The sequence below is a fragment of the Acinetobacter sp. Ac8 genome (assembly GCF_055392545.1).
In genome coordinates this window covers 1,403,876-1,427,759 of sequence record NZ_AP043689.1, presented here as the reverse complement: position 1 = coordinate 1,427,759, position 23,884 = coordinate 1,403,876, and the positions used below count along the sequence as shown (strand labels likewise).

Below are 23,884 nucleotides of genomic sequence, written 5' to 3'. Positions count from 1 at the left end.
AACAAAAACGGCCCAAAGGTTCCTCTGGGCCGTTTTGCTTTCTCGACGCTCAATTTGTCATCATTTTAAATCACAAAAATGACAAGCTTGCGTCAAAACGCATTAAGCCTCAGGAGCTTCTTTCGCAGCTTCTTCGCCTTTAGCTTGAGCATTCGCTTGAGTTTGAGCGTATTCTTTACCAGCAAGAATTGCATCAGCCATTGCAGAAGCATAAAGTGTAACAGCACGGATCGCATCGTCATTACCAGGAATAACGAAATCTACGTTATCTGGGTTAGAGTTTGTATCAACGATACCGATTACTGGAATACCAAGGTTTTTAGCTTCTTTAATCGCGATTGCTTCGTGATCAACGTCGATGATGAACAATGCGTCAGGTAAACCACCCATGTTCTTAACACCGCCTAAAGAGCGTTCAAGTTTTTCCATTTCACGAGCGCGTTCTAATGCTTCACGTTTAGTAAGTTTAGCAAAAGTACCATCTTGTGATTGAGTTTGAAGATCTTTCAAACGGTTGATTGACTGACGAAGAGTTTTCCAGTTAGTCAACATACCACCCAACCAACGGTGATCAACATAAGGCTGACCAGCGCGTTGAGCTTGTTCACGAATGATGTTAGAAGCAGCACGTTTTGTACCAACGAACAATACTTTGTTCTTTTTGCTTGCTAGATTGTTAACAAAATTCAAAGCATCATTTAACGCAGGAACAGTATGTTCAAGGTTGATGATGTGAATACGGTTACGCGCACCAAAAATGTATTGACGCATTTTTGGGTTCCAGAAGCGAGTTTGGTGACCAAAGTGCGCGCCAGCTTGAAGAAGGTCGCGCATGCTTACGTTGTAATCTGCCATTTTCTTTACCTTAAAAGTTTGGGTTAGGCCTCCATATGTCCGCATTCTCCACCCTTTCAGGCACCCAGAGTAATGTGACGACATATGTGCGGATTTTTAAATTACCCTTATCAATATTTCCATAAACCATTCACAAAGAAAGTCACAGAAAGCATTTGATAAATTGGGCGGCTATTTATACCATAGTCACATACAAATTTCCAAAAGTTTTTAAAGATCATGAACAGTACTTACGAAGCACCACGTCGATTAATCAAAACCGCAGATGAAATTGAAAAGATGCGTGTTGCAGGTCGATTGGCTGCAGAAGTTTTGGATATGATCAAACCGCATATCAAACCAGGTGTCAGTACACTTGAATTGGATACGATTTGTCATGACTATATTGTCAACAAACAAGACGCTATACCTGCATGTTTAGGCTATGGCGCTGCACCTGGTCGCCCTGCATTCCAACATGTGATTTGTACCTCTGTAAATCATGTGGTATGTCACGGTATTCCATCTGCAAGTAAAATTTTAAAGAAAGGCGATATTCTCAATATTGACGTGACTGTGATTAAAGATGGTTATCACGGCGACACCAATATGATGTATGTGGTTGGTGGTGAAACATCGATTATTGCTGAACGTTTATGTAAAGTTGCTCAAGAAGCAATGTACCGTGGTATGGAAACGGTGAAACCGGGATCAACCATTGGTGATATCGGCGCAGCGATTCAAAAATATGTTGAATCAGAACGCTTTAGTGTGGTGCGTGAATATTGTGGTCATGGTATTGGTACAGTATTCCATGATGAGCCACAAGTCCTTCACTATGGTCAACCTAATTCAGGTATGGTTTTGGAAGAAGGTATGACCTTTACCATTGAACCAATGGTCAATGCGGGTGTTTGGCAAACACGTTTAATGGGTGATAAATGGACGGTGGTAACCAAAGACCATAGTCTTTCAGCTCAATACGAACATACCCTGCTGGTGACCAAAGACGGTGTAGAAGTTTTAACCGCGCGCCCTGAAGAAGATCTATCTCGTTTTCAAAAATAACGAAAGTCATTGACTAAAATGACTTATGCTGCTTAACAAAAGGTCATATTCATATGGCCTTTTTTTATGGCTTAAGTTTTTCCTTGTCGGCCAAGTCAATGTTTTAAGGTTACTTTTAACCGAGATCATGGCCTATTTTTAGCATGTAATATCATGACAACACGATTACAGTTGTATTACATTTATAAACTTATGATAAATAAAACATTAAAAAAAGAACATTCACTTAAAAAAAGCCTTTGTAAAGACTACATTAATTAACAGCAAAAACTTCTAATAATAAAAACGCATAAAAATTAGTATCAATTACGGACATGGAGTCCAAACCTATGAAAAAATCATTACTTTGCATCATGACCTCATGCATGACTTTACCGATGATGGCCCATGCAGATTCACCCTATTTTAGTCTGAAAGATGGTGATGGATTTAAACGCTTTTCTGTTTCAGCAGGTTGGCTACATGCAATGCCGCAAGGTAATCCCAATGGTGTAAACATCAATACCAGTGTTAAGAAAGGCGATTATGCGGTTGGTGATGTGCAACTTGACACTGTGACCAATGCAATTGCCAATACCGAAGAAGGTGCCGCCAAAAAAGAAAAGTTATTGGGTGTGGCAAAACTTGGTGAAACTTTAGGCTTAATTAAAAATGGAACATTAACCTCAAACATGAGTGGTAAAGCCAATATTACCAGTTTAGAAAGCTGGAATAATGCAGATGCAGGACTGAAAGCAGATAATGTTGATACCTTAGGGATCATGGCAAATTACTTCTTTACCGATAATATTTCATTAGAATTTAAAGCAGGTATTCCCCCTAAAGTTGATATTAAAGGACAAGGCCAGATTAATGCCCCTGTACTTGGTATTGCGACACCTGAAGGTAAGCTGGATACACCGATCATTGGCGGAATTGCCAATGGCTTAATTAATGGCATTGGTGGTATTCCCTTAGATACACAAATCCCGATTACCAATTTAGAGCAATCGAAAAAAGCAGCATCTGCAACAGCATGGTTACCTGCTGCAGAAATACATTATCAATTTGGTAAATCTGGTGTAAATAAACTTAGACCTTATGTTGGCGTCGGTGTCATGTATGCGCATTTTACCAATGTAAAAATTGACTCTGGTATCAACAAAGATTTAATTGCTGCAGGCCACATGGTTCAAAATGTTCTTGATGGTCAGGCAGGTGCAGCATTAGAAGGCAAAACATCATCAGCTGATCCTCGCGTTAAAGTAAAAGCCGACGATGCTATAGCGCCTATGGCTACATTGGGTGCAACCTATGATTTTAATGATCGTTGGTTTGGAGTAGGCTCTGTCACTTATGCACCAATGAGTGGTGATGTCAAAATCACTGTCGTTGACAACAATACAGGGAAATCGCTCATCGGCGCTAAAACCAAAATTGATATTGATCCGCTGATTACTTATGTCGGTGTGGGTTATCGTTTCTAAAAGCTAAATTTATTTTCATTAAAATGTGTTGATTGATCACTAAAATTTATCGATTGATAAATTTTTATTCTATCGCTAAGTCCCATTGAATCATCTACAATTCTCATATGATGATTCAATGGATAGCTTATGTCAGTACAACAGGACGACACGCGTTTCTCTAAACCACTCATTTATATGCTCATTGGAAGTGCTTTTATTCTGGCACTCTCTTTAGGTGTACGTCACGGTTTTGGGCTTTATCTTGTACCCATGAGCCATGAGTTTGGTTGGAGTCATCAGGTTTTTAGTTTAGCCATTGCCATACAAAATCTATTCTGGGGCGCAGTACAACCTTTTACTGGTGCGCTTGCAGACAGATATGGGAGTAAAACGATTGTTGCGATAGGCGGGGTGCTCTACACCATTGGCCTATTGTTAATGTCTATCAGTTCAAATGTGCTGTTACTGGATATCAGTGTTGGCTTAATTATCGGCTTAGCCCTCTCTGCAACATCATTCTCGGTATTACTTTCAGCCGTAGGACGAGCAGCGCATCCAAGCAAGCGTAGTATGGCAATGGGTATTGCCAGTGCAGCAGGTTCATTTGGGCAATTCATTATGTTGCCAACCACCCTGCTTCTCATTAAAAACTTCGGCTGGTCATCTGCGCTGGTCATTACAGCAATGCTGATCGTGTTGATTGTTCCATTGGCATGGATGCTTAAAGCACCTATGTATGTACCACCAAATGCAATTAAACAAGCGATAAAACCCAATTTAAGCTTTAAACAGATTCTTAAAATTGCCTTTCAGCATAAACCTTTTTTATGGTTGGCCTTTGGTTTTTCAGTGTGTGGGTTCCAAGTGGTTTTTTTAGGCATTCACCTGCCAGGTTATTTGATTGATCATGGTTTTGATGCCTCTACTGGAACGATCTTTCTCGCATTGGTTGGTCTATTTAATATTATCGGAACCTATACCGCAGGTTGGCTTGGTGGTAAGTATTCTAAACCGCATCTACTTATGGGTTTATATGGTTTACGTGGCGTTGCGATTGTTGCATTTCTGATGCTGCCATTGAGTATTTGGACTGTTTACGCCTTTGGTATCGTTATGGGGATCTTATGGCTTTCGACTGTACCTCTAACCAATGGCATTGTGGCCAATATGTTTGGTGTAAAATACTTAACCATGCTAAGCGGTCTGGTGTTTTTCACTCACCAAATCGGTTCATTTTTTGGTGGATGGCTAGGCGGTTTAAATCATGATATAACAGGTAACTACAACATCATTTGGGGATGCTCAATTGCCTTGTGTGTAGTCGGCGTTATTGTGCATTTCTTTGTCAATGAAGAGGCTGTGGTTAATGACTAACTCATTCTCGTGGTTCAAGCTCAGTATCTGGTTGGTTATTGTTGTTCTGTTCGGGCTGTCAAGTATGCTGTGGTTGAACACGCCTGAATTATTTGAATATTTTAATATGGCTTTTTGTGCGCATTAATTTGAACTGAATTTCACGCCCTAAACGTTTGAGCTGAATCTCAGTGCTATTGATTCAAAACGGTCAATAAAAGCTGCCAGACAATCGTACTTATGGCAGCTTTTTTAAAATTCACTATTCAGTCTTTATCTTTTTAAATAAAAAAGTTCACACATTAAAAAGACCATTTCACAATGGTCTTTTTAATGATCAATACTCGATGACCTTAAGCTGATTTGCGTGAGTTCACTCGTCCTTGAATCACCGCTTTGATATTATTTTTTGCATAATTAAAGAAAACCTTGAGTGGAGAAAGCTTAGGATTTGGCTTCTTCCCTTCACCAATTGCTTTAAACTGCGCGGCATACCACAGGATTTCCATGATCGCCATTTTATCAACAAAAGGAATACCCGTTTTGATCTGCTCTACCGCATATCGAACGTCCTGACCTGCAATCAAGTTGTTGCTGACTTCAGGTTCTACCGCAAGAGGACGTGCAATCCCAATAAATTCACACGCACCACTGTCTAAAGCCGCATTCATACCTTGTGCTGTACGGAAACCACCTGTCACCATAAGATGACATTTAACTTCTTTACGAATTTTTTCTGCAAAATCCAAGAAATATGCTTCACGTGCAATCGTACTTTGCTTACGTTTATCCGCTTTTGCGCCTGCCATTGCTGGTGCTTCATAGGTACCACCAGAAATTTCGATCAAATCGATCCCTGCTGTATCAATGGCTTTAAATACTTGAACCACTTCTTCTTCTGTGATTCCACCACGCTGGAAATCTGCAGAGTTCAGTTTGACTGAAATAATAAAGTTTTCTGAGGTTTTAGCACGCACTGCAGCATAAATTTCTAACAAGAAACGCATGCGGTTTTCAATCGAACCGCCCCATTGATCTTGACGTTTATTGGTCAATGGTGAAAGAAATTGACTGATTAAATAACCATGTGCGCCATGTAATTGTACACCTTCAAAACCTGCTTTTTCACAGATCCGCGCAGCTTCAGCAAATCGTTGAATGATATCTAAAATTTCTGCTTCATTGAGTGCACGTGGTGTACCAAATGTCGTTGCCAGCATTGGACTAAAAGGCACTGCTGAAGGTGCCACTGTTTCTTTATTGAGTCCTTTTGGACATTGGCGACCTGGATGTGATAACTGAATCAATTGTACCATCCCGTGCTTTTTACCCACATTTGCCCATTCAGTCAATTTGGCAAGATCACGCTCAGTTTCAACTACAACAACACCCGGCTCATTCTTCGCACGGAAATCCACCATTACATTCCCCGTAATGGCACAACCCAAGCCGCCTTTCCCCCAAGCATCATATAAACCTAAATGCAATTGGTTCGGTTGCCCTGCATGATTGGCCAATGCTTCACTCATTGCACCTTTAATGATTCGGTTTTTAAATCGCGTGTTTTTTATTTCTAATGCTTGTGCAAGATGGCTCATGGTCAAATCTCTTTAGTGATTAGAGCTTTTACTCTAATTTAAATTTATAATAGTTCAAGCGTAAATCTGACAATGCATTTTGTCAACTTTGTTAATGTGAATATTTTTTGAACCACAACCATCTATACAGCGTTAATACTGACTCGCTGCAATTAATCGCTTGGTATAGTCATTTAAAGGTTTATCAAATAAGGCTTGAGTGTCTTGAAACTCGATAACTTTAGCATCTTTTAATACCAAAACTTTCTGACAAAGTGCTTTTACAACCTGTAAATCATGACTAATAAACAAATAACTCATTTGATAATCCTGTTGCAACTGGCGCAGTAATTTTACAATCGCACGTTGTGTGGTTCGATCAAGAGCTGAGGTTGGCTCATCGAGAATCAGTAATTTAGGGCGTAATACTACTGCACGCGCTAAAGCCACACGTTGCCGTTGACCGCCAGACAATTCATGTGGATAACGCTGTTTGACTGTTATCGGGAGCTCTACTTTGTCTAAAATTTCATTGATACGAATCAGCATTTCAGCTTCTTTTAGATGTTGTAGTGCCAAGCCCTCTCGAATAATCTGGTCGACAGTCATCCGTGGATTTAAACTGCTTAACGGATCTTGGAATACAATTTGAAAATTGGATCGAAGCGGACGTAATTTACGCTGACTCAATCTGTTCAAATCTTGATTGAGTAGAAAAACATTGCCCGAGCATTGTATCAGTCGTGCAATTGCCAGCGCCAAAGAGGTTTTACCTGAACCGCTTTCTCCGACAATGCCGATGGACTCAGCGCGATCTAAACGTAAATTGAGCGGTTGAACGGCAACAAAATAATCTTTAACTCGATTAAATATGCCCTTTCTTATTGGAAATTTCACCCCAACACGATGTAGAGATAAAACTAAATTACGTTTATGCGGTAAAGCATTGGCTTCACCAAAATCATGATCCAATAAATATTGGGTATAGCTGGCTTTAGGGTTTTGAAAAATATTTCGAACTGTGCCTTTTTCTTCAACCTGCCCCTGATTCATCACAATCACCTGATTGGCATATTTACGTACCAAATTCAAATCATGACTAACCAAAATCATGGCCATTTTATGGTTTAGAATAAGCAGTTGTAATAAGTTTAAAACTTGCGATTGTAATGTGACATCTAAGGCTGTTGTCGGCTCATCTGCGATAATAATTTCAGGCTTTTGTGCCAAAACCGATGCAATCAAAACACGTTGTCGTTGACCACCTGATAACTCATGTGGATAACGATTCAACTTATCCTCAGGTTCGTCCATTCCGACATCACACAGTAAGTCATAGACACGTTTTCTGACTTTTTCCTTGGACATCCCGTCTAGAAGTAAAGTCTCACCAATAATCCGCTCAACCTTGTGTAGTGGGTTGAGTGCAGTCATCGGTTCTTGAAAAATCATGGCAATTTTTTTACCACGGATCGCCAACTGCGCATTTTGATTAAGAGACAATAGATTTTGCTCATCATATAACGCTTGCCCAGTCACAGTTAAATTTTCAGGAAGTAAGCCAAGTAACGCCAAACCACTGATTGATTTGCCTGAACCACTCTCCCCGACAATCGCAACAGTTTCCCCAACATGTAGATCAAAGTTAAGGTTATTGACCAGCACCTCTTTACACTGATTTTCAATATGCAGATGTTGGACAGACAACAACAAAGATGGATCATTTTTGACGTCTTGGATCGAATGCATCGCGTGTCGCCTCCCCAATATAAATCAATAAAGATAGCACCAAGGCCAAAGTAAAAAATCCGGATAAAGCCAGCCACGGCGCATTTAAATTATTTTTACCTTGTAGTAATAATTCGCCAAGAGAGGCTGCATCTGGTGGTAGCCCATAACCTAAAAAATCCAATGCAGTAAGTGCGGTAATATTTGCAGTCAGCATAAATGGAAGTTGAGATAAACTTGAACTGATCACATTGGGCAAGATATGTCGGAACATAATCACCAAGTCACTCACCCCTAAGGCACGTGCTGCTTGAACATAATCTAAATGACGGGCGCGAAGAAATTCAGCACGCACTATACCGACCAACTCTGTCCAGCCAAAAATCAACATAATCAGAAATAGCCAATAGACACTCGGGGTAAATATACTGACCAAGATGATCACCATAAATAAAGTCGGCAAACCACCCCAAACTTCAAGCAGACGTTGCCCAATTAAATCTACCCATCCGCCATAATAGCCCTGTATCGCCCCAACAATAATTCCAATAAATGCAGCAAATAGTGTCAATGCCAAACCAAACAACAGTGATATGCGTAGACCATAAAGAATACGGGTAAATACATCACGCCCTTGATCATCTGTACCTAACCAGTTTTGTGCGGTGGGTGGTGATGGAACAGGAACGGCTAAATCTAAATTGGGAGTTTGGTAGGAATAACGAACCAGTGGCCAAATCGACCAACCTTTTTCATCAATCAACTGTTGAACCACAGGATCACGATAATCAGCTTCTGTTTCAAAGACCCCACCAAAATGTGTTTCAGGATAAGCCTTTAAAACTGGCATGTAATAATGCTGATCGTATTTGACCAATAGGGGCTTATCATTGGCAATAAATTCAGCAGAAATTGAAAGAATAAATAAAACAATAAATACGATGAAACAGACAAAACCCAAGCGATTTTTCTTAAATTTCTGTATTCGCGCTTGCATGATCGGTGACATTATTTTGCACCTCTCGATTCAAAATCAATTCGCGGATCAATCACACGATAAACCACATCACAGATTAAACGTAAAATCAGCCCAAATAAGGTCAGAAAGAACAAAGCACCAAAAATCACAGGATAATCACGTTGTTGCACGGCTTCAAAACCCAGCAAGCCTAAGCCATCCAAGTTAAAAATAATTTCAATCAGTAGATTTCCAACAAAGAACACCCCAACCAATACTTCAGGCAAGCCGGCAACAATCACCAACAATGCATTGCGAAACACGTGTTTATATAACACATCATTTTCAGTTAAGCCTTTTGCTCGTGCCGCAAGCACATACTGCTTATTGAGCTCTTCCATAAATGAATATTTTGTCAGATAGGTTAAACTTGCAAATCCTCCCAACACCATGGCCAGCAAAGGTAAAGCCATGTGCCAAAAATAATCTGCTATTTTTTCAAATAAATTGAGACTGTGAAAGTTGTCTGAAACAAAGCCTTGTAATGGAAACCATTGTAAATAAGAACCACCAGCAAAAAATACGATCAACAATATTGCAAATACAAAAGCGGGAACGGCATAGCCCACAGCCAAAAGTAATGAGGTTGATTTATCAAAAAATAAGCCATGTTGTTTGGCTTTTTTAATCCCTAAAGGAATTGAGATTAAATAAATTAAAAAAGTGCTCCACGCACCCAAGGAAATGGTGACTGGCATTTTTTCCCATAACAGTTCAGTCACCGGCTTATCTTTAAAAAAACTCGTGCCAAAATCTAAAGCTAAATAGTTTTTTAACATCAACCAGAATCGTTCATGTGCAGGTCGATCAAAGCCATATTGCTGTTTGATTTTATCGACCATATCTTCGCTTAAGCCCTGTGCACCACGATACTCATGGTTATTTACCGAAGATGATAGCCCCCCAGCAGTCATATTGACCCCTTGGAAGTTTTCCGCTTGTTGAATCGCTTGTTCAACAGGCCCACCAGGTGCAATTTGAACCACAACAAAATTGATCAAGAGAACAAAGAACAATGTCGGGATGATCAGTAACAGCCTTTTGAGTATATATGTGCCCATTGAAACGATGTTCCTTATGACCTCATGAGAGTAGATATGTCAATTTAAACATCACTCACGTTGAGCCACTGATGTTTTAACCATGAAGATTTGAAATTATGCTTTTAAAATGCTCGATTTTTTAAATATTGCTCTACTTTTTTCGCTTGATCTGCATCTGCCCACCAATACTCTAAACCGAGGGATAATTTTGGTTTAACTTTGGGTTGCTGATACATATTCCAATAAGCATACCAGTTTTTATCATTGCCATAAGTCAGAATTTGATAATAGCCTGCACGTAATACCCGATCCAGTGCTCGGGTACGAAGCACCAATTGTTCACGGTTCGGTGCGTAAATAATCTGTTGAATCAGCTGATCGACCACTGGACTTTTAACACCTGCATAATTGTAATTGCCCACTTCATCGGCAGCTTTACTACCCCACATCTGTGCCTGTTCAGCACCCGGTGTTAATGATTGCGGCATATCGATAGCGGTCATCTGAAAATCTAAACGGCGCATACGTTCTGTATATTGCGGTAAATCGACTTGACGAATATTTGCCTGAATCCCAAGTTTTTTTAAATTACGAATATAAGGCAACAAAGTCCGTAGTGCACCATCTTGATGAATCAGAAATTCAATTTGAATGGGGCGACCTTGTCTATCCACCAATAGTCCATTGTGAAAACGATAACCCGCCTTTAATAGCATCGAACGTGCAATCAATAAATTCTGTCGGTTAAAACCACTGGCATCTGAAACTGGGTATTTCCAATCTGCCAATACACCTTGCCGTTGTAATGCGGGCAATTGCTTTAAATAAGGCGTTAAAATTGCAAGTTCTTTCGCGCTTGGTTTTCCAGTCGCAGCAAGCTCACTGTTTTGAAAGTGGCTTTGCAAGCGAATATTTTGACCATATAACAATGCTTTGTTGATCCATTCAAAATCATAAGCATAGGTTAATGCTTGGCGAAAATTGAGATCATTGAATGGCGCCTTTCGGGTATTAAAAACCAAACTTTGCGTGAGCGCTGGTGTTTCAATCTTAGAAATATATTTTTTCACCAAACCTTGTTTTACCGCAGGAAAATTATATTCAGTGACCCAGTTACGGGCATTTTTTTCTTGATAAAAGCGATATTGTCCAGATTTAAACCCTTCAAAAGCGATTTCAGGGCTTCGATAATAAACATATTTCATGCGATCAAAGTTATAACGACCACGATTAATGGCTAAGTCCTTTGCCCAATAATTTGGATTGCGCTTATAGCTAATACTGCGCCCAGAATCAATACGCTCAATCAGATAAGGTCCCGATCCTAAAATCGGTTGCAAGGTCACTTTGCTATAGTCTTTATTTTTCCAATCTGCTTTTGAATAAATCGCAATTTTTGCCAAAATAAAGGGCATATCTGCATTGTGGTCTGATTTAAATGTCATTTTCACTTGGTATTTAGACAATACCTCAGTCTTGGCTAAATCAGACAAATACATTTGAAAGCCTAGATTGGCTTTGCTTTGAATGGTATCCAAACTAAATTTAACATCCTCAGCCGTGACGGGTGAACCATCACTAAAACGGGCTTTAGGATTTAAATGGAAAATAACAAATTTGGTTTTAACAGGATCATAAGTGACTTTTTCAGCGAGAAGCGGATATAACACACCCGGCTCATCCAGTGAGCTATCCATTAAACTATCAAATAGATAATTAATCCCTTCAGTTGAACTGCCTTTGCCATTCATACTGTTGAGATTATCAAAGGTGCCTATACTCGCTGTACTGATATAGCCGCCTTTCGGTGCATTGCTATTGGCATAAGGCATCGCCTGAGCTTTGTCATACTGTGGAGCATTATGTACAGCAATATATGCTGTTGTCTGTAGAGCAGCATCAACATTTAAGCTTGCAACACATAATCCCAATGCCAGCCCGATCGGGCTGACACATGCAAAACTTAGGCGCATTCCCCTATTTTCCTTTATTCAAAAAAGTTTTTGAAATGTTAAGCTTTAAACGTCACTCCAATAAAATGGCGCTTAAAGATTCGGAACTTTAATAATGCTGCCAATGCGTAATGATGCGTTTGGTTTTAATTCATTCATCTCAGCAAGTGCACTGGTATCAATCCCAAATTTACTGGCTAAACGAATCAATGAATCACCGCTTTTCACTTTGTATTCAGTCACTGTTTTAGGAATACGAATAGATTGTCCACGTTGTAAACCCGCACGTGGACTCAGATCATTCAATTCAGCCAGTTCTTGAACTGACATGCCAACACGATTTGCAATCGCATTTAACGACTCACCTGACTTCACCGCATAGCTTTCAGTATTCTTACTCGAAGCTTTAGCTGTTGCTTTCGCAGTCGCCTTTAGGTCTTCTTTTTCTTTAGATAGCGTGGATTTACTGGGTAATTCCCCATCAAGCTTTAAGCGTTGTCCAATATCCAAAGCCTGATTACGCGACAAACCATTTAATTCACTTAAATAAGACAATTGCAGTTTATATTTTTTTGCAACGCTTGCCAGTGTTTCACCTGATTTGACCACATGAATATCTTTGCTAGCGCCTTCTGATCTCGACTCATTTCTCGCTTGTGCTTTCTCTTTGCTGCTGGTTTCAGGCGTGCCAGTCAATTTCAATTTCTGCCCAACAAACAAACCAGATGTGCTCTTTAAACCATTTAAATCGGCTATTTGGTTAACTTGCAAATTATATTTATTTGCCAGCGCAATCAGGCTATCACCAGATTGCACAGTATAGGTTTCTGGTGTTGTTGTTCCAGCAGGGATCTTAATGATTTGACCCACAAGCAAGTTTTTAGATGTCGAAATTTTGTTTAACTCGGCTAATTCTGCCAAGCTTAATTTAGACTGAACTGCAATACTGGATAAACTGTCGCCACTTTGAACTTTATAGTTCTCAGTTTTATAGTTTGTTTCAGCTTTCACATTCTTAAACTTACTTTGATCAATCACTTTAGAGTCAAGTTTAGCTTCTGGCTCATTGACTTCATTGAGTGGTACATTGATCTTTTGCCCCACAAATAAGCTACCTGAAGTATCTAGCCCTGGAGTCAAATCAGCGAGTTCATGTACAGATAAAGCATAACGATCGGCAATCACTTTAAGATATTCGCCGCGTTTAACTGCATAAGCCTTGGTCTTGATTTTAGCAACAGGCTTAGAGGTATCTGCACGAACCACTGCTTTATTGATTTCAGATAATTTATCATCTGAAGCATCTTTAAGCTTTAATTTCTGACCGACAAATAAATTACTGTTGGTATTCAGATTATTATAATTTGCCAATTGTGAAACAGATAAATCAAACTGATTTGCCACACTGGTTAAACTGTCATTTGGTTTAACCACATAGTTGGCTGGAGCTGAATCCGTGCTTTTGCGAGAAACCACAGGGGTATCAATTTGTGGTTTGGCATCATATAAATACAAAGTCGCCCCAACAAATAAAGTTCCGTTTGGATCAACTTGGTTCCATTTGGCAATATCGCGCCAATTTACGCCATTCTTTAAAGCGATCGTTGCTAAAGTATCCCCTGCCAAAACGGTATAAGTACTGCGTTTACCTCTTGGTGGTTCAACCACAACTTCAGTTTCAGTTTTCTTAAAGTTCTTATCTTGATTCAGTTTGGCTTCTTCCGAGTTTGCAGGTGTGGTATCTGCTAAACCTTTAGGATATGAGAATCCAACCGTATTTTCTTTACCTTGAACCTCTGCAACCGATTGACTGGTTTGAATTGCAGTCAGCTTAATTTTACCATCATACGGGTCAAGCACTTCTGTCCCTTGTGGTGCAATCGCCTTAATCTCTTTAACCACTTCTTCTTTTTCAGCTTGGGTGGCTTGAGGTTCTAAAACTTGTTTAACCGTTTCTTTTTCACCTTCAGCTTTTACTGCGGCAAGAATTTGTGCTTTTTCACGTGCAGAAATTGGCGGCTCTGCGGCAACAGGTTTCACATTGGCTGCATTGGTCACAGCAACAGGAATACGTGGCGCACTTGGAATATCAGCATTGGCAGCAAATTGCGCTAATGCATCCGAGCCTTGTGGTGTATTTTTGAGCGTGCTCAATGAACCTGTGGTTGTCGTGGTGGTTTTTGCTGTTGTTAAAGCAGGTGGCGTCGCTTTACTTGGTGTAATCGATTGAGTCACTGTCGAGGTGACCGCTGTAGGCGTTAAAGTCCGTGTAGCTGTGGTTGGCGCAGTATTACTTGCCCATAAACCGCTATCAGAACCCGGTTTTAACGCTCTTAGTTTTGCATCGATGGTCGGACTAAGATCCGCAGGAATCAAAATACGTAAGGTACTCGATGGATCAACAAACTCACCACGATGACCAGGGTTTAAAGCATATAATTCAGCACGACTTAAATTGGTAATTGAAGCAATTTGATTGAGCTGTACGCCCGGTGGAACTGCAACTTCTCTAAAGTGCGGACGATTGGCAATCGGCGGTAAGCTCACCCCATATTTAGATGGGCTTTTAATAATCTGTGCCACGGCTAAAAAGCGTGGTACATAGTTCATGGTTTCTTGCGGTAAACGCAATGACCAATAGTCTGTTGGTAAGCCCGCAGCTTGGTTACGGTTAATTGCTTGCTGAATACGCCCTGGACCTGCGTTATAGGCAGCCAAAGCCAACTCCCAAGAACCGAATTGATTGTATAAACTGCCTAAAAACTCATAAGCGGCACGTGTTGATTCAACCACATCACGACGCCCGTCGTATAAACTGGTTTGTCTTAAACCATAGATTTTCCCTGTACTTGGGATAAATTGCCACATCCCTGCTGCAGCGGCACTACTGGTTGCTGCTGGGTCATAAGAACTTTCAATAATCGGCAACAGTGCTAATTCAGTAGGTAAACCACGACGTTCAGCTTCTTTCACGGTATGGTAAAGATAACGTGATGCACGGGCACTGAGACGGTCAATATAAGGTTGGCGTGAAACAAACCAGCTCCGTTGCGCATCGATACGAGGATCCCAATGGTTTTCATCCATTTTAAAACCAACTGACATCCGCTTCCAGACGTCACCATGTTTTAAAATCAGTAGGCGATCGCCCTCTACCGCGCGTATATCAGTTGCAGAAAGTAGATCTTCTAGAGAATCCAGACTGCTGGCATCTAACATGCCCGCTGACTTTGATGTTTGAACTTTTGATGTTGTCGACGTCGAAGAACACCCTGCAGTCAACCCTAATGCTGCGAATGCAGATGTTAATAAGGATAATTTAAAGAAAACAGTCGCAGTAGGTTGCCACACCATTGTGGTAGGTTTAAACATAAGAGTTCCGAACAACATTTAGTAAATTATTTTATCATTGCCATTTTAGTAGAGCTAAACGCGCTTACAAGGCAAATTTTGAATGCGAATTGCATACAAATGTTACAAGAAATTAAAAAAATCTCAGTTCATGCGTAGAAAACGCCGATTTGCGTATACAATAAATTCTTAAACCACGATGTTCAACTCTTAATTCACTTTCATTGGTTATTACTATGTCACAAACAATCACACTTTATGTCGATGGTGCTTGTAAAGGCAACCCAGGTCCTGGTGGCTGGGGCGCTTATATCATCACTGAAACAGAAGAACATAAGTTGTGTGGTGGTGAACTGGATACAACCAATAACCGCATGGAACTTACCGCAGCCATTGAAGGGATCGCATTTTGCCCAACCGAAGCAAAATTAGTGCTTTGGACCGATTCCAACTATGTAAAACGTGGCATTACCGAATGGATTGAAGGGTGGAAAAAGAAAAACTGGAAAGATGTAAAAAACCCAGATCTTTGGAAAAAACTCGATCAAACCTGCCAAGGTCGCGAAATTGAATGGAACTGGATTAAAGGCCATGCTGGACATGCGGGCAATGAAATGGCAGATCAATTGGCGAATTTAGGTACACAGCAAATACTCGACGCAAAAAAAAACACCACTGCGCCAAGCAAATTGACTGAACCCTTGGCAGTGGATGATGATAAAAAAAAACATGAAAAAGACTGGCTGCTTGACGATCCCTTTGGATTTGACCTGATTGAATCAGATGAAATGATAGAATCAGAAATTAGCCCTCAGCAGGATGTCATGCCAGCTCATGAAATTGAGATGGAAGAACCATCTAACCAAGATATCAATGAAAATGATGAGCCAGCAATGAGCCAACCCGCAATGCGAGATATTCATCCACAAATTGTGATTACACCTGCGACGGTCCAGTTACATGGTCCTAAACAGTTTATTCTGGATACCGAGACCACCGGTTTCTATTATCAGGACAGTGACCGAATTGTTGAAGTTGGCGCAATTGAAATGGTCAATCGTAAACTGACTGGCAGTTCGATTCATATCTATATTAATCCAGAAAAACCAGTTGGCGACTCAGAAGCCATCCATGGTATTACCGATGAATTTTTAAAAGATAAGCCAAAATATAGCGAAATTGCGCAAGTTTTATTTGACTACTTAAAAGGCAGTGAAATTATTGCGCATAATGCAAGCTTCGATATGAACTTCTTAGATATGGAGTTCAAGCGCAGTGGTCTACAGGCACTCTCAGAAGTATGTGAAGTGACTGATACCTTGGCGATGGCGAAAAGCAAACATCCCGGACAAAAGAACTCTTTGGATGCCTTAGTTCGCCGTTATGAAATTCCGCAACGAGATCGTACTTTCCATGGTGCCTTACTCGATGCTGAAATTTTATCTGACGTTTATCTCGCCATGACAGGCGGCCAAGTATCCTTTGACATGGATGCTCTTTCTGCACATACTGATCAGGCGCAAAGAAATACAACTCGGAAAAAAATTGAAATCAATGCCCCAATCATTTTGCCTTCAGATGAAGAATTAGAAGCACATGAGAACTGGGTCAAACAATTTCAAGAAAAACATGGGGAAGCCTGCATTTTTGCAAAATAAAATTTGAAATTGATGGCTATTTTTTCTGTAAAGATGGTCTTCTTCGGCTATATTAAAACTTAGAAAATTAGCCTCATTTTGAGGCTATGAAATAAAACATTCAGATACCCAGGATAGGTGCAGATCAATGTCTTACCAAACCTCTATACATTTTGATCCGACAGCATTACTTATTATTAAAAAAGAAGTCGATAATTCAATTTTACAGGTAGAATCTGCTGTCAGTAGTTTAGTTGAAGACCAAACTTTACCCTTCGGTATTGATGATGCTTTGCTTCAATTTGAACAATGTGTAAATGTGCTGATGCTCATCGATATGCCGCATGTTGCTAAAATTGCGCAACTCTCAGCAGCGGTGATGCGTAAAGTGATGCAAAACCCACATGAGATCAATACTCAAGAAGTCATCGCTTTGAGTGAAGGCACCACCATGCTCAAACGCTATATTGAGTTTATTTGCCTTCGTGAAGTCAGAGCACCACAATTTTTGCACGACACCTTAAATCGCTTAGAACTTTCTTTAGGTCTAGAGTTGACACCAGAGGGCCAAGCGATTATTCCACTGCTTGACTGTGTAACACCGAATTTTAACTTGCCGCAATCACCTGAGTTAGAACATTCAGTATATGTACATAAGCTGTATAAATTATGCTTACACAAGCTGCTCAAACAGCAAGAAACAGATTTAGATTTACAGGGCATCAAGCTGGTTGGGTCTTATTTGGCAAATGCAGCCAAAGGCCAAGCAAGTGCACAATATTGGGCTTTGGTTGCAGTTGCTTTAAATCACATTGAAAACATCATTCTCAATGACACACGCCTCAGAACGCTAATCAGTATTGAAACCAATATGTCTTTATTCTTTAAAGATCTAAGCGGATTCAATCCATCTTTATTAGATACAGCCAATATCCTAAGTATTTGTATCAGCCAAGAAGATGAAATATCACAACACATCCGCGAACAGATCAATGTTGGCGAAGATATTCTGACTGACACTCAACTACAAATATTTAGTCGCCATTTATATGGCCCTGACTTTGAAACCATTCATAGTGTGAGCCAACTGATTACGGACGAAATGTCGCAAATCCGTAATGATATTGAGTTTAACTACAAAAATATGAGTGATGAAAAAACCCAAGAATTGAAAAGCAAACTGACCGATCTTGCGCATGTATTTAAAGTCTTGAATCTCAATGAAGCCTATAGCGGACTGAAACAACAGGCTGACCTACTGTCTCAAGACAACATGCTCAAAGATGAAAATTATGCGCAGCAGTTGATGAACAGTATTTTATCAGCGATGAATTCGATTGGTATCTTAGAGCGTAATTACACATCGAGTCGTTTACAGTTAAAAGTGAATAACTTGCAGATTTCATTAGATCGTCTAGATGAAGCACATGCAGCATTATTGACTGAGACCAAAGCGCTGGTTGATTTAAGCTCACAAACATTGGTGCAATATTTACAAGATCCTCAAAGCACAAGCCTAGACCAACTTCCATCACAATTAAGTGAAATTGGTGGTGCGCTATTGTTCCTTGCAGCAAAAGATGGTCAAAAAGCATTGCTACTCTCTGCGGAGTTTATTCAAACGGGTCTTAACAAAGAACATGTGTTTAGCCTTGCGCAAGTCAATAAACTGCTGGATGTTTTAGCCAGTGCAGACATGATGATTGAAAATCTACAAAATAAACAACCTGTTTTACAAGCCATGTTTGATGTAGCATTAACAAGTAGTCAAAATTTAAAATCGGTAGCCTAATGTCAGAATTATCACTTGCATATATCTTTCACCATCAACAACTTTTAGTGGATGAAAATTTACAACTGCCTAAAGTTGAAAAGTTAGCAAGTGATATCAGCTTTAACTCGGGTGATCAGATTATTGCCCGAGATCTATTTATCGAAGATCAAATTCCAGCGGGATATCAACTGATCCCGATTCGTCAATTGATTTCACAATGGACCAAATCTGAGTTTGAACAAGCCAGTCGTGCAGTACAGTTGCTAGAGTGGCGAAGAAACCATAAGTTTTGTAGCCACTGTGGTCACGAAACCGAGGTTCATCCCACTGAATATGCCATGGTCTGCCCTAGCTGTCGTTATCATCAATACCCGCGTGTACAACCGTGTATTATCACCGTGATTACGCGTGGCGATAACGAAATTCTATTGGCAAAAAATGCTAAGAATAAAAGCAAGATGTATGGTCTTATTGCGGGTTTTGTTGAGGTTGGTGAAACACTGGAAGAAGCGGTTAAAAGAGAAACGTTGGAAGAAGTTGGTCTACATGTCAAAAATGTCCAATATTTATCCAGCCAACCTTGGCCTTTTCCAAGTAATCTTATGTTGGCCTTTAAGGCTGAATATGAATCTGGTGAAATCGTCTTGCAAGAAGAAGAAATTAGTGAGGCTCAGTTCTTTAAGTTTGATCAGCTACCCGAAACGCCTTTTAGTGGCAGTATCGCCCATGCCATGATTGAACATGTAATTCACAATAGACCAATGCATAAAGACTGATCTTAATTGAGACATGTTCAAATCAAAAATGCCTAGCGATTGCTAGGCATTTTTCATCGCTTCATTTAAAACCTTAATAATTTCAGGTCGGGTTTTATAGAATCGACTAAACAGACTTGAAACACTGCCCATAATTGAAATATGCCCAGTTTTAGGAATCGTGTAAATTTCACAATGATTACCTTGTTCAAGTAATTGCTGTTTAAAATCTAAAGAGTTTTTAGCTTTAACAATCTGATCATTTTCTGCCAAGAACAAATAATGCTTTACCTCATTTTTTTCAACAAAATAATACGGCATTACTTGTTGATAAGGGATACTTTGATCAAAGGCATTTTCGGCTAAAGCATCGCCTTTATAATCAAAATGATAAGGTCCAGCGATTCCAATCAAAGCTTTAATATTTTGTTTGATGGCCAGTTGGTAGTGCTTAGGATGATAAAGCAAAGACGCAATATTAAATGCGCCTGCTGAATGCCCCATCAAGGCAATTTTATCCATTGAAATACCAAAACGTGCTTGTTGTTGCTCCAAATAATTCAATGCAACAGCAAGATCATCAATATAGCTTGGAAATTTATGCTCAGGTGCCAAATGATAGTTCAGCACTGCCACGTTATAGCCAAAACGGCTAAACGCCTCGCCTACAAATTTATAAGCACTTTTATCGCCATGACTCCATGCCCCACCATGAACAAAAAGAATCAGCGCATTTTGTTGCTTTTTATTAGAAATATATAAATCTAAACGTTGTCTCGCCTTTAAGCCATAGGCAATATTATGCTGAATGGAATAGCCCTTTTTAGGAGTCAAGCCATTAATGGTAATACTGCCTAAATCGTATAAACGAAAATCTTGATAGTGCGATTTAAATTGAGATTTTAGGTGTTCAAACTGCTTTCCAAATCTAACTTTTAAAACTTTTAACCTATTGTTGAATAACATTATTGTTTGGCTCTGTAGCATTAGGATCAATCGCAACAGGTGTCTGTACATCAGGTTGTTGCTGTACATTATTTACCACAGGTGCTGTGAAAGATGAAGTTTGGACTGAATTATTTGCTTGTTCGATGTTATCAATCAAGGTCACAATTTTAGTCACATTTCCAACTTTTTGTAAAACATCATTTAAATCTGCAATTTCAGCATTGTTTAAACGACCTAAAACATACAACACGCCGTCTTCTGTATGGATCAAGACTTTATTGTCTGAAACCACAGGCGCTTTCATCACTAAACCACGAGTATTCACAGTGACTGATGCATCTTGCATGATGGTGCTATAACCGATTTGGTTGCCTACAGTCAGGTAATTATGGACTGCTTTTACATCGCTCATTGCTCGTAGATTATCTTCTGCCAACTGTTTTAAATGTGCATCTGGCACTTGCCCTGTCAGTAACACATTGCTATGAAAACTATTAATATTGACACGAGATTGCTTAAATCGAGCATCCAACTTATACAAGTTGATTTTCGCAGTTCGCTCAATAGAAGAATCAATAAACACTTGTCCTAAAGATCGAACACCACTATCTGTTCCCACTGGTGAAGAACCAGTACCACCTGAGATAAAACTCGCGCAACCAGACAAACTTGCTACACACATCATGGTGATGACAATACGTTTTAACACTCAGCAAGACTCCTATTAATTTCAGCCTGCTAAACAACCCATTTAAACGTCGTTAACATGCTGGAAAATATATTTATTTTTGAAATAACCGTACATAAATTTCAGTCACAGATTAATCAAGTCTGCATCTAAAGTAAATGCATTTTCAATCCAAGATTGATCATAAGAGATTTTACTGAGGTCTTGCTGTACGTTTTTTGCAATTTTATGATGTAAATCAAAACCAATCACATCGAAACGGCAATAATATTGTTCATATTGTGGATGTTCTTGTAAAAACTTAAACGCCGTTTTAATCATTTTTTGTTGTTTTGATTGATTTACCGTTTCAAAAGCATGCCCCATCTGTGTCGGGGTTCTTGCTTTCACTTCAACAAAAATTAACTCTTGTTTAGACTGTGCAATAATATCTATTTCACCAAAGCGCGAGAAATAATTCAATTTTACGATCTCGTAGCCATGTTGAAGCAGTAATTTCACTGCTTCTTGCTCCGCCCATTGTCCTAAATTATTTTTTGCCATGAGAAACCTGTCATCACAAAGGCACTAAATTATTTTTTGAGCGTTCAAAACATTGCGGAATACGTTCAACACGATTGCCATCAATTTTAATTTTTCCAGTGCGCCCATTAAAGGTTAAGCTTTTTACATTCGGATCCAAAACAAATTGTTCAGCAATATGCCAAGCATCTCCACCAAAGGCATATAAACGCTGATACGGTAACGAGGTCGGTTTATCTTTATAAGCTTTGACCACATCATCCCATTCGGCGATGTATAAGGCTGGAACATCACAGAATTTCATCCCTTTAGGCAAGGCCTTTTTTTCATCAACAGCAATGGCTTGGGTATAAATTTTTTTCTTCTGTAATTTGGGAAAACTGGTCAACCATTGGTTTGAACCTAACAGTAAAATACCCTCTCGATCCGAAATCGACTTTGGCATATGCTCTACAGGATCAACTTCACCCATATAATTGGCAAATAATGCATTTAAAAAGTTAATAGATTCTGCTTCTGTGCCTTTTTCACGCACCACATAGAGTTTGCTGACTTTATCATGCTGGATATAATCAAGCAGTGCCAAAGCATCGTCATTTTTAGAAAGACTATATTGCCAAACACTTTTATAGCTTGGATAAACTTCATTAAGTGCCAATACAGGTACTTTAGGCTTTAAATTAATTAAAGCCTCAACATCAGGCCGAGCCAAAGGCCCAATAATCATTTTAGTCTTTTTATTGACATGCTGCTTTAACAGCGCTTTGATGGTCTTTTGATCTGAATCGACAAATTTTAATGGTATTTCATTCTTTGAGGCCTGCGCGGCACTTAATATTCCTTGTTTAATACTCAAACCCGCTCGCGACATAGGGCCTGTTTCAGGTAATATAACCAGAATTTCTGCGTGAACTTGGATTGTAAATCCAACCATTCCCAACACAACCACTCTTTTAATACTGTTCAACACTAACTTATTCTTCATGGAGACCTTTATGAGTGCTCAATTATTCGTCGTAGCGACCCCAATTGGGCACTTAGATGATATGACTTTTCGTTCTATTGAAGTTTTAAAGTCTGTTTCTGTTATTGCGGCAGAAGATACACGTCAATCTGCTCAATTATTAAAGCACTATAATATCTCAACTCCGCTCACAGCGTGTCATGATCACAATGAAAGTAACAAAATTGATATACTTATCGAAAAATTAAAAAGCGGTCAGAATATTGCGCTGGTCAGTGATGCTGGTACACCATTGATTAGTGACCCGGGTTTTAAATTGGTCCGTGCTGCTCAGGAGAATGGTATTCGCGTCATTCCTGTGCCGGGTGCATGTGCTGCTATTGCTGCGCTAAGTGCTGTGGGTTTACCCAGTGATCGTTTTAGCTTTGAAGGCTTCTTATCGTCAAAACAATCACAACGATTGATTCAATTAGAAAAATTAAAACATGAATCACAAACCATGATTATCTATGAAGCGCCTCATCGTATTTTAGACAGTGTCAAAGATATGGCTGATGTTTTTGGTGCAGATCGCCCTGTGGGTTTTGCACGTGAAATTACCAAAACATTTGAAACGATTAAAAAGATGACTTTGGGCGAGTTGGTGACATTTATTGAAAATGATCGCAACCAGCAAAAAGGTGAAATTGTTTTAGTTATTGGTGGTGCACCAGATGCCAAAGATCAAGATGTGGAACAAGAGAAGTTAGATCAACTTTTAAATCGCTTATTACAAGATTTATCGGTCAAGGCGGCATCACAACTTGCTGCAGATCTAACCGGCATCAAAAAGAAAATCGCCTATCAACGTGCTTTAGAACTGACTAATCAACAATAATTTTATTTCTTGAGTTGAGAAATGCATATATAAGCATTTCTCAATCTGCTTTTCTACAAGCAACTGATTGCTCTGATTACTTTTTCCCCTGCCTTAATCTATTAAAACACAATAAGTTTTAATCCCACACTGATCAATCTGGCACGTATAAAAGCTGATGCAAAAAAATCATCAAAAGTACAACATTCCTAATGATTTAATCAGTCATACACTTAAAGCAAGCAGCAAGGATCCATAAAAATAAAATAGTTCATTAAAAGTTCAAGTAAAAAGTCACAAACACTAAAACTTTTTAAGATTGAGATTTAAACATCTAAAAATAGACAGCATTCCAACCAAATTTAAAA

General features: G+C 39.4%; 18 protein-coding genes. 7 read left to right on the top strand and 11 right to left on the bottom strand.

The genetic code is table 11. The annotated features are described in order from the left end of the window. Positions 1–102: 102 nt before the first annotated feature. A complete protein-coding gene (rpsB, locus tag ACZ5QH_RS06830) occupies positions 103–855 on the bottom strand; it encodes a 30S ribosomal protein S2 (protein WP_004722027.1) in 753 nt (250 codons plus the stop codon). A 219-nt stretch (positions 856–1,074) separates the two neighbouring features. Between rpsB and map the strand changes: the two genes are divergently transcribed. The 3 genes from map (at position 1,075) to ACZ5QH_RS06815 (ending at position 4,724) form a co-directional block, all read left to right on the top strand. Beyond that, positions 1,075–1,902, top strand: coding sequence for a type I methionyl aminopeptidase (gene map, locus ACZ5QH_RS06825; protein ID WP_004722029.1), 828 nt, complete (start codon positions 1,075–1,077; stop codon positions 1,900–1,902). Positions 1,903–2,231: 329 nt separating this feature from the next. After that, positions 2,232–3,368: an OmpW family outer membrane protein gene (locus tag ACZ5QH_RS06820; protein WP_004820002.1), complete on the top strand. Its 1,137-nt coding sequence runs from the start codon at positions 2,232–2,234 to the stop codon at positions 3,366–3,368. 129 nt (positions 3,369–3,497) lie between these two features. After that, complete coding sequence (locus ACZ5QH_RS06815) at positions 3,498–4,724, top strand: MFS transporter (protein WP_034614286.1); 1,227 nt, start codon at positions 3,498–3,500, stop codon at positions 4,722–4,724. 332 nt (positions 4,725–5,056) lie between these two features. Here the strand turns inward: ACZ5QH_RS06815 and ACZ5QH_RS06810 are convergent, their stop codons facing one another. The 6 genes from ACZ5QH_RS06810 to ACZ5QH_RS06785 all read right to left on the bottom strand — a co-directional run bounded on the left by ACZ5QH_RS06810 (position 5,057) and on the right by ACZ5QH_RS06785 (position 15,393). After that, positions 5,057–6,301 (bottom strand): NADH:flavin oxidoreductase/NADH oxidase family protein, encoded by a 1,245-nt coding sequence (locus ACZ5QH_RS06810; protein ID WP_034614284.1) that lies wholly within the window; start codon positions 6,299–6,301, stop codon positions 5,057–5,059. Positions 6,302–6,433: 132 nt separating this feature from the next. Continuing rightward, positions 6,434–8,029, bottom strand: coding sequence for a dipeptide ABC transporter ATP-binding protein (locus ACZ5QH_RS06805; protein WP_270386183.1), 1,596 nt, complete (start codon positions 8,027–8,029; stop codon positions 6,434–6,436). Beyond that, positions 8,001–9,017, bottom strand: a complete 1,017-nt coding sequence (locus ACZ5QH_RS06800) for an ABC transporter permease (RefSeq protein ID WP_034614280.1) — start codon at positions 9,015–9,017, stop codon at positions 8,001–8,003. The genes ACZ5QH_RS06805 and ACZ5QH_RS06800 overlap by 29 nt, the downstream gene beginning before the upstream one ends. Next, complete coding sequence (locus tag ACZ5QH_RS06795) at positions 9,017–10,087, bottom strand: microcin C ABC transporter permease YejB (protein WP_004722041.1); 1,071 nt, start codon at positions 10,085–10,087, stop codon at positions 9,017–9,019. Before ACZ5QH_RS06795 ends, ACZ5QH_RS06800 begins: the two co-directional genes overlap by 1 nt. A gap of 104 nt (positions 10,088–10,191) precedes the next feature. Further along, entirely contained in the window at positions 10,192–12,042 is a 1,851-nt protein-coding gene (locus ACZ5QH_RS06790; protein ID WP_303576438.1) for an extracellular solute-binding protein, read from the bottom strand. Positions 12,043–12,114: 72 nt separating this feature from the next. After that, positions 12,115–15,393 carry a LysM peptidoglycan-binding domain-containing protein gene (locus ACZ5QH_RS06785; protein ID WP_303576437.1) on the bottom strand — a complete coding sequence of 1,093 codons (3,279 nt, stop codon included), beginning with the start codon at positions 15,391–15,393 and terminating at the stop codon, positions 12,115–12,117. 215 nt (positions 15,394–15,608) lie between these two features. Between ACZ5QH_RS06785 and dnaQ the strand changes: the two genes are divergently transcribed. From dnaQ to nudC, 3 genes are all read left to right on the top strand, one after another. Further along, a complete protein-coding gene (gene dnaQ / locus ACZ5QH_RS06780; protein ID WP_224965080.1) occupies positions 15,609–17,030 on the top strand; it encodes a DNA polymerase III subunit epsilon in 1,422 nt (473 codons plus the stop codon). A gap of 127 nt (positions 17,031–17,157) precedes the next feature. Further along, positions 17,158–18,801: a chemotaxis protein gene (locus ACZ5QH_RS06775; RefSeq protein ID WP_303576436.1), complete on the top strand. Its 1,644-nt coding sequence runs from the start codon at positions 17,158–17,160 to the stop codon at positions 18,799–18,801. Continuing rightward, the gene (nudC, locus tag ACZ5QH_RS06770; RefSeq protein WP_034614261.1) at positions 18,801–19,559 is read left to right on the top strand and encodes an NAD(+) diphosphatase; all 759 of its coding nucleotides are present in this window, start codon (positions 18,801–18,803) and stop codon (positions 19,557–19,559) included. Before ACZ5QH_RS06775 ends, nudC begins: the two co-directional genes overlap by 1 nt. A 42-nt stretch (positions 19,560–19,601) precedes the next feature. On the opposite strand, the gene ACZ5QH_RS06765 is transcribed toward nudC, so the two are convergent. The 4 genes from ACZ5QH_RS06765 to ACZ5QH_RS06750 form a co-directional block, all read right to left on the bottom strand. Next, a complete protein-coding gene (locus ACZ5QH_RS06765; protein WP_034614258.1) occupies positions 19,602–20,504 on the bottom strand; it encodes an alpha/beta hydrolase in 903 nt (300 codons plus the stop codon). Then, entirely contained in the window at positions 20,488–21,195 is a 708-nt protein-coding gene (locus tag ACZ5QH_RS06760; RefSeq protein ID WP_004819975.1) for a BON domain-containing protein, read from the bottom strand. The genes ACZ5QH_RS06765 and ACZ5QH_RS06760 overlap by 17 nt, the downstream gene beginning before the upstream one ends. Before the next feature lie 105 nt (positions 21,196–21,300). Continuing rightward, positions 21,301–21,717, bottom strand: coding sequence for a YraN family protein (locus ACZ5QH_RS06755; RefSeq protein ID WP_034614252.1), 417 nt, complete (start codon positions 21,715–21,717; stop codon positions 21,301–21,303). A 13-nt stretch (positions 21,718–21,730) separates the two neighbouring features. Continuing rightward, positions 21,731–22,681 carry a penicillin-binding protein activator gene (locus ACZ5QH_RS06750; protein ID WP_096733564.1) on the bottom strand — a complete coding sequence of 317 codons (951 nt, stop codon included), beginning with the start codon at positions 22,679–22,681 and terminating at the stop codon, positions 21,731–21,733. Between the two features lie 10 nt (positions 22,682–22,691). Between ACZ5QH_RS06750 and rsmI the strand changes: the two genes are divergently transcribed. Next, entirely contained in the window at positions 22,692–23,537 is an 846-nt protein-coding gene (gene rsmI / locus ACZ5QH_RS06745; RefSeq protein ID WP_004819970.1) for a 16S rRNA (cytidine(1402)-2'-O)-methyltransferase, read from the top strand. The last annotated feature ends 347 nt before the right edge of the window (positions 23,538–23,884 follow it).